Source organism: uncultured Cytophaga sp. (assembly GCF_937863595.1).
Classification (GTDB): Bacteria; Bacteroidota; Bacteroidia; order Cytophagales; family Cytophagaceae; genus Cytophaga.
In genome coordinates, this window is record NZ_CALMGQ010000136.1 from 1 (window position 1) to 12,360 (window position 12,360).

Consider the following 12,360-nt stretch of genomic DNA (forward strand, 5'->3'; position numbering starts at 1 on the left):
ACATGGCTGGTCCATTCTCTCTCCATTGATATGTCGCTGCTCCCCCATTTATTGGCGTTGCTGTAAACGTAACACTCGTACCTGTACAAATACTTGTTTGACTAGCAGCTATTGTTACGCTTGGTATAACTGTTGGTGCAACGCTTATTATTGTTTGAGTAGATGTTATAGTAGGTGTTGAAACGCAACTTGCAGTGGAGGTCATTACAACATCAAAGGTATCGTTGTTCAAAATGCCAGATGCAACATAGCTGGCTGTTGTTTCGCCAGAAATAGATACCCCATTTTTCCTCCATTGATATGTTGGTGTTCCTCCATTTACTGGTGTTGCAGTAAATGTAACACTCATGCCTGTACAAATACTCGTTTGACTAGTTGCTATGGTTACACCTGGAGTTACAATAGCATTTATCAATACTGATTTAACGCTGATTGCACTACTTCCACACGCATTTTTAGGACTAACAGATACAGAACCTCCTACTGAACCAAAGCTAACTGTGATTGAATTTGTATTCGCGCCATTTGTAATACTAGCTCCGCTTGGCACAGTCCAATCATAACTCGTAGCGCCAGATGCTGGAAGAATAGAATATGTAATTCCAGTTGCGCCTGCACATGTAGCAGATAATCCTGAAATCGATCCTGCAACACCTGGTGCGTTACATCCACCTTTTAAAATTACAGTTCCCATGTAGGATGGGTTTTGCCACGCTTGATCCGCCGAAGCAGCCCACGATATTTTTGCATCGCGCCCACCCCCATCGTCATCATCATCTATCTCTACATCAAAGCCTACTAATTGGTTGATTGCTGGAGATCCTGTTAATGTTGCCCAAGGGAAACGCATTTCCATTACATAGCCTGCTGGATTATTAACTCTTCCGAAAGTAACGCCTGTTGTTTTATTATTTAATTCATACACGGTATTGTCATTCCATCTGAACGTATATTGAAAATCCTTCGCACCAAAACTGGTAGCTTTTAAATTCCCAATATCAAAAAACACTTCCACTGCATCATCATTATATACATCTGTACCGCCATTATTTGTTTTTACATCGTCTGTTACATCGACTAATAAATAAAAATAAGTTGCATCCCACATGGCTTTATAATTCGCTGATAAATCCGCTGGTCCGCTTATTGATCCACCAATAAGATTATTTAAGAATGCGGATGTATTTGATCCACCCCATATAGCATCGGCAATGCCATCAATTGTTGGTGCAGTTACCGTTTGGTAAACAGATTTAACTACTAAAATTGGCACAGAAGTAGTTGCGGCTGTTTCGCCTGCAGAATTATATGCTTTTGCTAGTATTTGATTCGTCCCTGCAGGTACAGCTGTCCACGATATCGTATAGGGAGATGATGTTGCTGTGCCAATTAACGTAGTGCCATTATAAAACTCAACTTTAGTAATTGTTCCATTACTTGTGCTAGCAGTTGCTGTAAGAGTAATTGCATCACCTTCATTCACTGTCTGTCCACTTGTTGGTGCTGTCAATGCTACACTCACTGTTAATGGAGCAGCGACACAAGGTTTCCAAAAATTACCTGTCTGCATGAATAATGAAATGACGCGTAATGTATTTCCAAAATATCTTGGCAGGTCATCTACTGTGCCTACTGTTTTGGTGTACATACTATTCATGATAGGTTGATACGTAGCATTGGCGCCACAAATACCTGCTGCATACATAGAGCTAAAAGTAGCTTCATTTGCTGTGGCAGTTCCACCTGCTTGTGGGACAGGACCACTTGCATTGGATCCTTTCCCCGTAACATAGGAGGCTATGGGTATACAAAAATTTGTTTGTGCAGTACTATTGCCAAACCACAAAACATCTGTTGCCATTCTCCACGGGCTTCTACATGCATCGTATCCATATTCAACAGCTCCGCCATTACAATTATTTGCAACACCATTTTGATCAGACCAATTTGTTACCAAACCTGTTGTGGTATTTCTATTCGCATTAACTAAGGTGTAGGCAGCTGTTACTGCACTGTTCCAAGTAGTAGCTTGTGAGGTTACTTGATCTGCAAATTGTCTATAATATGCTGGTGCTTGATAACCCGGATTTCGGCAGTTATTTCCAAAACCCCAACCATCACCATTGATCGCTTGAAAAGAAGTATTATGGATTTCTGTATTTTTAATAGCCGTAATTAAGGTAGTGGCTTCGTTGGAATAATTGTAGGGGCTTGTAGCTGATGGCCATTGACACTTAGCAATCAATAGTGCCATTGCAGCATCTAGATCTGCATCCGTTGCCCCCCCATTTTGGTCATAGGTACACGTGCCTGTTCTCCAGTTCATCACCCCATTACCGTTTGAATTTGCTTTGTAATACCCCCACAATCCATCAAATAATGTTTTATCTCCTGCATATGCTGCAATTAACATTCCGTAACCAATGCCTTCGGAAACCGTTTGAGCTGCATTATCAAATTTTACTCTAAAATTGGTTCCACATGCTTCTACATAATTTGTTTTCCATGTTGTGTAAGCGTCTGCAGCATCTTGGGATTTACCATACTGCCCAGAGCCTGGGTTATAAGTGCCAGTAGGCAAATTGGTTGGCACAATACCATTCCCATAAGGGTTTGCAAGCACACTTATTTTTGAACCAAAAGGAATTGCTGGACTTCCAGAATTTATTTGCCCAAATACTGTGAATGTTGCAAATAAAATGGAAAATAATGTTACTATTCTCATATAAAATTGTCTTATATACTCTAATATAAGACATAAGCAGTTGTTAATATTCATTATGTAATAAATATTAACAAATTAATCCAATTTTTTGAACTGTATTAAAAAGTGCTTCTACTATCCCTTATTATGGGTTGTAAAGAGTTTTTTTATTTGAACAACTGATAAAAAATAAAACTACTCGCATACGCTAAAAACGACATGTATACGAATTGTATTATAGGCCACTTCCAACCTTTTGTTTCTCGATATACAACTGCAATTGTACTCATGCATTGCAAGGCAAACAGATAAAATAGCAATAGCGAACCTGCCCGTGCGCTGGTATAAAACATATTTCCGTTTTCGTCTTTCTGGTTCTTCATCGATTCGCGCACTGAAAGTTCGTCATCGGTATTTCCAACACTATAAATGGTTGCCATGGTACCTACAAATACTTCTCTTGCTGCAAATGAAGTAATTAAGGCAATCCCTATTTTCCAATCATAGCCCAATGGTCTAATTCCAGGTTCTATAAATTTTCCAAATTGACCCGCATACGATGCTTCTAATTTTGCAGACGCAACTTCATTTTCATACGCCTCCGTACTTAAATTATTTTTACTGATTGAATCTTCAGCTTTTTGCATATCATCCTTAGGTCCAAATGTTGCCAACACCCACAAGATGATTGAAATTGCTATAATTATTTTACCTGCTTCAAACGTAAATGTTTTAACTTTTTCTATAATAGATGTTGCGACATTTTTAAAACGCGGCAATTTATATGTTGGAAATTCCATGATAAAATAGGTTTTAAAATTACCACCCATCCATTTATGTAAGAACCATGCGCTTACCAAAGCCATAAAAAACCCTAGTAGATAAAACGCCATTAAAGCCAGACCTTGAAGATTAAATATGCCTAATATTTTTGTATCCGGAATCATCAATCCGATTAAAACTGTAAACACAGGAATACGAGCAGAACAACTTATTAAAGGTGTAACCATAATGGTTATTAAACGCTCCTTCCACGTTTCAATGCTTCTCGTAGCCATAATTGCTGGCACTGCACAAGCAACGCCTGAAATTAAAGGCACCACACTTCTCCCACTCAATCCAAACGGTCGCATAATTTTATCCATCATAAACATTACGCGCGACATATACCCACTCTCTTCTAAAATGGCAATGAAAGCAAATAGGAATGCTATTTGAGGAATAAATATTAATACACCTTGTAGGCCGGATAAAATACCTTCAATGATAAAATCACGCAAATAGCCACTTGGCAAAAGATTTGTAATTACTCCTTTTAATGCTCCAAAGCCTAATTCAATCCATTCCATCGGCAATTCAGACCAAGCAAAGATGGATTGAAAAATAAGAAATAAGATTACTAAGAATATCAAATACCCCCAAACCTTATGCGTTATAATCTTATCAAGGTTTTTAGACCAACGAACTTTTGTCTGACGCGCATCTTCACTCATTACTTTATGAATGACGTTATGTATGGCTTCATAACGCATCAAGGTTTCTCTATATTGAAGCGAATTACTTTGAAGATGATGCTTTGCAACAAGTTCAGAAATGTCCTTTTTTTCGTCGTCTGTTAAAATTGTTGTTTTTTGGTGTTGATGCGCTAAAAGCAACGCCATATAATCGCTTTTAATTTTAAAGCGACTGCGAATATAACTAACAACGGGCCCAGCAACTTCTGAAGATTTATAAAAAATATCTGGTACGACATGCACAGGACAAACGAGTGCTGCTTTTAATGCGTCAACTCCTTTGCCATTCCGAGCATTGATTTCTACAATCGGAACATTTAATTCTCTTTGTAGTGCTAATAAGTCAAATTCTAAGCCATCTTTCTTAGCTAAATCAAGCATGTTTAATGCTAAAATCACTGGAAAGCCTAAGTCTTTAACTTGGGTAAATAATAATAAGTTTCGTTTGAAATTAGATGCATCAACAACTACCACCAGAATATCAGGCGTCTCATTGCGAAGCGTTTCGGTTAAATAATCAAAAACAACTTGTTCGTCTACAGAACGTGGATATATGCTGTACGTTCCTGGTAAGTCAATAATATCGGCTTGTACAGTAGAGCTTAAAACAGAAACTCCCGTTTTCTTATCTACCGTAACACCTGGGAAATTGCCTATTTTTTGATTTAATCCAGTTAAATAATTGAAAAGAGAGGATTTGCCTGCATTGGGATTGCCAATTAATGCTACTTTTAATCTTTTCATCTGGATATTAAAATGATAATTGAAGTTATTAAGAAATTACAATGGTGGAGGCTTCAGCTAGGCGCATGGAAAGCGTATAACCACAAACTTTAATGCAAATAGGGTCGCCAAATGGAGCTTTACAATCCAATTCAATTTCACAACCTGGCAAACAGCCCATTTCCAATAGTTTTAAGGACGTTTCTTCGTCTGTAAAGTCACAAATGACTCCTTTTTCTCCTATTCGTAAATCTGCAACCGTTTTTACTGGTGTCATTCTTATTTAGAATTAATTTAAACAAAGGTACAACCCATATACGTATGCTCCAATAGAAAAAGATTTTTTATGGCTGATTTAAATCAGACTTTTACCTTAAAAATTTCAGTTATTTACCTACGCTGAATAAAAAATGCGCTTAACTCGCGCTCCAACATTCGTAAGTATTTCATATGGTATGGTTTGGATTCTTTTTGCCAACTCTGATACCGTTGGGTTTTCGCCAAAAAGAATTACTTCGTCACCAACTTTTGCTTGTGCATTGGTAATGTCAATCATACACATATCCATACAAACATTGCCAATAATTGGACAGCGCACTCCATTTACTGTTACAATCCCGCCGCCATTGCCAAATCTGCGATCGTAACCATCTGCATACCCAACTGCAACCGTTGCGATTGTTGAGGCACTCTGTACGGTCCCTTTACGGCTATACCCTACCGTTTCTGTGGATGAGACTTCTTTTATTTGGGAAATATGAGTTTTGAATGTACTGATCGGTTGTAACTCATGCTGAAACTTGCCTGCACTTTCAACACCATATAAACCAATGCCCAAGCGCACCATATTATAGTGCGCCTGCGGGAACCGCATGATGCCAGATGAATTCGCTGCATGTTTCAAAAAAGGATGTATGACAACTGTTGTTAATTCTTCCGTAATAGAATCAAATGCTTTTAATTGTTCCGCTGTAAATGCATCGTGCTCCTCCCCATCTGATGCCGCTAGGTGTGTAAACATAGACAATACACGTACTTCTGTTTGTGCATTTTTCAATGTGCTTAGAAGGTTTACTATGTCTTTTTGTTCAAAACCCAAACGCTTCATACCTGTATCCAACTTCAAGTGAATACCTATTTGAAGTTGATTTAAAACTGCGTAATCAATGAGTTGATTTAATAAATTCGCCTCATACATTTCAGGCTCTAATTGATATTGAATCAAGGTATCAAAACTTGAACGGGTTGGATTCATAACCATAATCGGCAAGGTGATTCCATTTTCACGTAATCGAGCACCTTCGTCCGCATATGCAACCGCCAAATAATCGACGCCGTGATATTGCAATAACTGTGCAATTTCAAAACCACCACTTCCGTAAGAAAGCGCTTTAACCATACACATGATTTTGGTATTTGGTTTCAGCCTACTTCTGTATACATTGAGGTTGTGAATCAATGCGTCTAAATTAATTTCTAGAACCGTTTCGTGTAGTTTGTATTGCAAGTGTGAAACAATTTTTTCAAAATGAAATGTACGAGCACCTTTTACTAAGATAACTTCCTTGTCAATTGAGAACGTTGACAAATTTGAAATGAATGTTTCTGTGTCTTCATAATAAAAACAAGGCTTATGATACCACTTCTTTAATTCCTTTATGCCTGAACCAATCGCTATTACTTTATCTAGCTTAATGGCATTTAATACAGCGGCGACACTTTTGTACAATGCTTCTGCCTGCAAGCCGGACTCTAACACATCTGAAAGAATGAGTGTTTTTTTATCTGTTTGAGTGACATGATCTAAAAAGTCCAAGGCAATGGTTAAGCCTGCTAAATCATTATTATATGAATCGTCAATCACATAAGAATTATGGATTGCTTCCTTCAACTCCAATCGCATTTCTATGGGTTTCAATTGCACGATTTTTCTTGAAACATCCGCAATAGAATACCCTAAATACAATAACGTAGTTGCAACATGTAAGGCATTTTCAATGGATGCATCGTCCAAAAAAGGAATAGTTAAAATTGCTTCATTTTCTTTACAAAGAACTTTTAAAACTGTATTTCTTCCTTCTTTTTTTATAAATGTGTATTGAACATCTGCTTCGTTTTTTAAGGACCAACTATAAGTTGCGATGGCAGTATTCTCTGTCAAAGCTGAACGTATGTCTTCGTGATCCTTACAGAAAATTACAATATCAGAATTCGTAAATAGTTTTAATTTTTCTTTTATTTTTTCTGTACGATTCTTAAAGCCTTCGTCATGTGCAGAACCTATGGTTGTAAAAATTCCAATTGTTGGCTTTATAACTTTTTCTAAGGCTTCCATTTCATGTATAGTTGAAATCCCCGCTTCAAAAATACCTATTTGATGTCGTTCATTGATTGCCCACACTGAGAGGGGCGCACCTACTTGAGAATTATAACTCCTAGGGCTTTTAACAACAGCATAATCCAAGCTTAATAATTGACTCAGCCATTCCTTAATAATTGTTTTGGCATTGCTTCCTGTAATACCAATAATAGGAATAGAGAAATGTGCTCTTCTGTATGCAGCACAATTTTGTAACGCTTCAATGCTTGATGCAACAGAAATAAACGTAGCCTCCGGAAATTGTTCCTCATCGATTCCGTGCTCAATAACAAAAAACCGAACACCTCTGTTGTATAAATCTTGTACGTGATCATGACCATCGTGATGCTTGCCCTTAATAGCAAAAAAAACAGCTCCTTCGGGAGCCATCAATTTTCTACTGTCAATTAATAATTGCTTTATAATTGTTTCCGGCTTGTGAAGTCTTGAAAACTGTCCATGCACAACAGAAACCAATTGAGCTGTGGTCATATCAATGTTTGTCTTCATTCGGAGTCATGCTTTCTGTCAATTGCGAGAATTGCTTGTAATAAATCAAAAAGACTACGCCGGCAAAAAAACAAAATCCAGCTAAAATCGCATATGCATAGGTGACGTTTGAGCCTTCCATAAAGAATGGCAGTGTGAAAATAGAAAGGAATAGCAATCTAAATATCGTATTCATTACGTTAAAGAAACTATTTACTCTTCCTGCTAATTCATTTGGGATCAATGAAAACAAGTACGTCACTCTGAAAATACGAGAACTTGCATTCGTAAACCCTTTTAAGAAAGCAACATTTATAAATATAATTACAGCGCAGGTCATTGAACTCAACAAGAATATAGCACCCGTTGCGAATGTTAATAATATAATAGATTTTAAAACAGGCATTTTGCTAAAGAGGGTTTGAATAATAACCCCAGAAAACAATGCACCCAAGCCATACATCATTTCTGTAAGTCCTAACACGGGCGCTCCTTCTTTCAAATGGTTCAGAACATACGGAGTCATTAATGCAAATTGTTCGATGTACACTACTATAAAGATAGTGAACGAACAAATACCAAATAGTGCTACTAATTGATTGTTTCGTAAATACATATAACCCGTCTTCAGACGTTCGTATAACGAACCTTCATCTGAAATTACAAGTTTCATATTTGGAGAATATTTAATCAATAAAATGATTAAAAAAGAAATAAAATAGGCAATTGCGTCAAACAAAAATATTTCATGAATTTTCCACTTCTCTAGTGAAAATACAATGTCTGTCATCGGAACATGAATATTTTTAACCCCTTCGAGTAGCATCGTGCCCATGATTGCGGAGCCCATAACGGCCGACTGCCCAACAATTTCAATCAAAGAAGTTATTTTAGTATAATCTTTTGGGTCTGAAAGTTCTTGTGAAAAAGCATATAAATTTGGATAGTGAATTACATATCCAAACATGGTTAATGCATAAACCAATATTATTAATATATTCGTGAGTTCGCCTTCTTTAAATCCCAAAGAAGCGATAGATAAAATAACAATACCACCAATAAAATTTGTACCTAAAAAGACATCTTTACGATTGAAACCATCAATGATTGAGCCTGCATATAATGCCCAAAACAAAGAAGCTAGGGTAATAAGAGTCAAGCATAAACTAAAATACGAATAGTTGTTATGGGTATTGAAATAATAGGGAATAGACATCATCGTGAAACCTTGAGCAAAGCTCGAGACTCCATTTGCTGTCATTAAAATTGCTAATGTCTTTTTATTTGTCAACGATATTAAATCTAAAGTTACAACACACAAAATGGCAACCACAAAAACTGAAAAAGCTTACACCTCTGCTCAAGTATTTGTAAAAATTGCTTCCTTTTGCGCATACCAAGAACGCACTCACCAAGAAGTTCGTCTAAAGTTATACGAATATGGCATAAAAACCGATGAAGTTGAAGCATTTATTGTAAAATTAATTGAGGATAATTTTATAAATGAAGAACGTTTTGCAAAGGCATATGCAGGCGGAAAATTCAGAATTAAGAAATGGGGGCGTATAAAAATTATAAAAAGCCTGGAAATGAAAGGGTTAAGCCCATATTGTATTAAATCCGGTTTAAAAGAAATTGAAGAAAAGGATTATGTGGCGACAATCTCCAGCATTATTGACAAAAAAAATTCTGAAATACATCTAAAAAATCCCTACCAAAAAACATACAAAATTGCAGCTTACTTAATTTCTAGAGGTTTTGAAGCCGATTTGGTTTGGGATATGTTGAGATCTAGTGACTAGTTTCCAGGTGCTAGTTTCTAGAAGTTGAAAATATGCGCTTGGTCTTAAAAAATAGCCTCATAAATCCTGAACGGATATGAGGCTATTTTTTTATTTTATTGTCGAGAAACTAGTAACTAGTCCCTGGAAACTATTTCACTGCTTCTTCATGAAAAAACAATTTCTCGTTTAATACATTTAAAGTTTCATTTTTAGAATTTCCATCTATCAATATGGATATGTTAAATAGACTACCGCCATACGAAATCATACGTACTGGTGTATGTTCTAAAGCATCAAACAATCGTTTGCTTGTGCCAACTTTACCTCTGCCAAAATTACCAACTACACAAATAATCGTTTGGTCTAAATCAACTACAACATTTGAAAATTCTTTCAATTCTGCTATAATCAAATCTAAATTTTTAGCATCATCAATTGTCAAAGAAACTGCAACTTCAGAAGTTGTAATCATATCTACTGAAGTCTTAAACTTCTCAAAAATCTCAAATACTTTTCTCAAAAAGCCGTGTGCTTGCAACATTCTGCTCGATTTGATTTTGATCGCTGTAATGCCATCTTTAGCGGCAATTGCTGTAATATCTCTATCTGCAGGTCTATTGTTTATTACAGTACCTTTTTGCTCTGGATGCATCGTATTTAATAAACGTACAGGAACCTTACGTACTTGTGCTGGACGTATACATGTTGGATGTAAAATTTTGGCTCCAAAGTATGCTAACTCGGCTGCTTCATCAAACGATATTTCCGGTATTGGGAATGTACGCTTTACGATACGAGGATCGTTGTTGTGCATCCCATCAATATCTGTCCATATTTGAATTTCGTCCATTTGTAATGCTGCACCTACTAGAGTCGCGGTATAATCAGAACCTCCACGTTTCAAATTGTCAACTTCATTATCCGAATTTAAACATACATACCCTTGTGTGATATACAGACTTTTATTTGGATGTTTTGCCAACTGCTCATTTAACTTTGTTTCAATATAATCCAACATCGGTTCATTGTCCGCATCCGTTTTCATAAACTCCAGTGCGGGCAATAATGCAGATGAATAACCTTGTTCAGACAAATATTCTTGGAACAAGTTTGTGGAAATAATTTCTCCTTGAGCTAAAAACAAGCGTGTTTCTTTGTCGCCAAAGTTTGCTGCTCCAACGTATGATTTAATTAGATCATGGTATGTTTTAACAATAGCATGGCCTTTTGATTTCCCTTCAGCTGTGCTGTATAGTTCTTCAACAAAAGCTTTATAAGGACCAAATAAGTTTGCTATAGCTTCTTCAGCAGCTTTCGTATCTTTTTTAGTTAATTTATTAGATATGTCTACGAGTGCATTCGTAGTGCCTGAAACGGCTGATAATACAACTACTTTTATATCTGGAGTAGATGATATTAATTTTGCAACAGAGTGCATACGATCTGGCTTACCTACAGATGTGCCACCGAATTTTAAAACTTTCATTATCTATTATTTCTAAATTGTTTTACTTAATTTATTTTGTTAGCGCTAACATTTTTAACGCAGTAATTGCTGCTTCATCGCCTTTATTGCCATGTTTTCCGCCTGCTCTATCGAAAGCTTGCTCCTTGTTATCTGTTGTTAATACCCCAAAGATAACAGGCTTGTTGTATTTTAAATTTACTTCTGTTATACCTGTTGCTACCGCTTGACAGATAAAATCAAAGTGTCGTGTTTCGCCTTGAATAACGCAGCCCAAACATATTACTGCGTCAACCTTGTCTTCTAATGCCAACCATTGCGCGCCCAAGCTTAATTCAAACGTACCCGGCACATTTGTGCGAATGATGTTTGATTTGGGAATGCCGTGCTTTGTAAGTACTTCCATTGCTCCCTCATACAACGCTTCTGTTATTTCTTCATTCCATTCTGCTACAACAATACCAAACGTTTTTGAAGAAAGGTTGGGGATTTGTCCCGAATAACTACTTAAATTTTTATCTGCGCTTGACATATTTTTGTTTTATACAACAAAAGGGATAAAACGTTTTGCTTTATCCCTTTTCACTTTCGTTATTTTGATTGATTTATTCCGAAACAGAAAGGGAGGCTGTTGCCTTCGCTTTATACTTCTTAGCATCCGTTACGTCTTGAGACTGAGGAAAATCTTTAATGATCTTATCATATGCAGCAGCTGCAGCTTTCCAATCACTTTTCAATTCATACGCCAAACCTAATTTCATTAAATAAGCAGGTGTAATTTGCTCGTTCGGCTTATATTCAGATGCTTTTTTGTAATACGTAGCTGCATTGTCATTATCTTCCAATTCTGAATATGCATCACCCATTAAACACCAAGCACGTGCTTGTAAAATTCCTTCGTTGGAATCAAATTTCCCTAGGTAATCAATTGCTTCTTGAAACTTAGCTTGTTTCAAATAAATAACTCCTGTATAAAATGCAGCAAGGTTGCCCGCTTTTGTCCCAGAATATTCATCGGCAATTTCTTGTAAGCCTTTAACTTCTTTTGCAGGAATTCCTTTCAAAGCCATTTCTAATGAATCTTGTTCAAAGAAGAATACTGCTTGATACATCTCGGTTTGTGCAACCGCATTATTTTCAGATTGATTGTATTTATAAAATGTAAATGCGCCAACTAAGGCAACAAGCGCAACAATACCAATAAGTACAGGCTTTTTGTATTTTTCAACTAATTCTTCAGCAGACATGTTTGTTTTTTTAGCAAGTGCAGGTTGTGCTTTTTTAGGAGCACTTTTTTCGGTTATTTCAGCCATTATAGTGTT

The 12,360-nt window shown here is 36.6% G+C and carries 9 protein-coding genes; 1 reads left to right on the top strand and 8 read right to left on the bottom strand.

The features are described 5' to 3' along the window. The 5 genes from Q0543_RS11700 to Q0543_RS11720 all read right to left on the bottom strand — a co-directional run. Positions 1–2,725: glycosyl hydrolase family 8 (locus tag Q0543_RS11700; protein ID WP_299253071.1), on the bottom strand; the 2,725-nt coding region annotated here is incomplete at its 3' end. Positions 2,726–2,871: 146 nt separating this feature from the next. Further along, a complete protein-coding gene (gene feoB / locus Q0543_RS11705) occupies positions 2,872–4,962 on the bottom strand; it encodes a ferrous iron transport protein B (protein WP_299253075.1) in 2,091 nt (696 codons plus the stop codon). 28 nt (positions 4,963–4,990) lie between these two features. Beyond that, positions 4,991–5,218, bottom strand: coding sequence for a FeoA family protein (locus tag Q0543_RS11710; protein WP_299253078.1), 228 nt, complete (start codon positions 5,216–5,218; stop codon positions 4,991–4,993). A gap of 117 nt (positions 5,219–5,335) precedes the next feature. After that, positions 5,336–7,810 (bottom strand): bifunctional UDP-N-acetylmuramoyl-tripeptide:D-alanyl-D-alanine ligase/alanine racemase, encoded by a 2,475-nt coding sequence (locus Q0543_RS11715; protein ID WP_299253082.1) that lies wholly within the window; start codon positions 7,808–7,810, stop codon positions 5,336–5,338. After that, positions 7,794–9,080 carry an MFS transporter gene (locus Q0543_RS11720; RefSeq protein WP_299253085.1) on the bottom strand — a complete coding sequence of 429 codons (1,287 nt, stop codon included), beginning with the start codon at positions 9,078–9,080 and terminating at the stop codon, positions 7,794–7,796. The genes Q0543_RS11715 and Q0543_RS11720 overlap by 17 nt, the downstream gene beginning before the upstream one ends. Positions 9,081–9,111: 31 nt before the next feature. On the opposite strand from Q0543_RS11720, the gene Q0543_RS11725 reads away from it, so the two are divergent. Further along, positions 9,112–9,591, top strand: coding sequence for a RecX family transcriptional regulator (locus Q0543_RS11725; RefSeq protein WP_299253088.1), 480 nt, complete (start codon positions 9,112–9,114; stop codon positions 9,589–9,591). A 130-nt stretch (positions 9,592–9,721) separates the two neighbouring features. Here the strand turns inward: Q0543_RS11725 and Q0543_RS11730 are convergent, their stop codons facing one another. The 3 genes from Q0543_RS11730 to Q0543_RS11740 form a co-directional block, all read right to left on the bottom strand. Next, entirely contained in the window at positions 9,722–11,059 is a 1,338-nt protein-coding gene (locus Q0543_RS11730) for an aspartate kinase (protein WP_299253091.1), read from the bottom strand. A 31-nt stretch (positions 11,060–11,090) separates the two neighbouring features. Continuing rightward, entirely contained in the window at positions 11,091–11,570 is a 480-nt protein-coding gene (gene ribH / locus Q0543_RS11735) for a 6,7-dimethyl-8-ribityllumazine synthase (protein WP_299253094.1), read from the bottom strand. Positions 11,571–11,643: 73 nt separating this feature from the next. Continuing rightward, positions 11,644–12,351: a tetratricopeptide repeat protein gene (locus tag Q0543_RS11740; RefSeq protein WP_299253097.1), complete on the bottom strand. Its 708-nt coding sequence runs from the start codon at positions 12,349–12,351 to the stop codon at positions 11,644–11,646. Positions 12,352–12,360 lie beyond the last annotated feature (9 nt).

What these genes read in the sequence shown, in the direction of transcription:
- Q0543_RS11710 (WP_299253078.1), bottom strand. Translation starts at nt 5,218, where the DNA reads ATGACACCAGTAAAAACGGTTGCAGATTTACGAATAGGAGAAAAAGGA.
- feoB (WP_299253075.1), bottom strand. Translation starts at nt 4,962, where the DNA reads ATGAAAAGATTAAAAGTAGCATTAATTGGCAATCCCAATGCAGGCAAA.
- ribH (WP_299253094.1), bottom strand. Translation starts at nt 11,570, where the DNA reads ATGTCAAGCGCAGATAAAAATTTAAGTAGTTATTCGGGACAAATCCCC.
- Q0543_RS11725 (WP_299253088.1), top strand. Translation starts at nt 9,112, where the DNA reads ATGGCAACCACAAAAACTGAAAAAGCTTACACCTCTGCTCAAGTATTT.
- Q0543_RS11740 (WP_299253097.1), bottom strand. Translation starts at nt 12,351, where the DNA reads ATGGCTGAAATAACCGAAAAAAGTGCTCCTAAAAAAGCACAACCTGCA.
- Q0543_RS11730 (WP_299253091.1), bottom strand. Translation starts at nt 11,059, where the DNA reads ATGAAAGTTTTAAAATTCGGTGGCACATCTGTAGGTAAGCCAGATCGT.
- Q0543_RS11715 (WP_299253082.1), bottom strand. Translation starts at nt 7,810, where the DNA reads ATGAAGACAAACATTGATATGACCACAGCTCAATTGGTTTCTGTTGTG.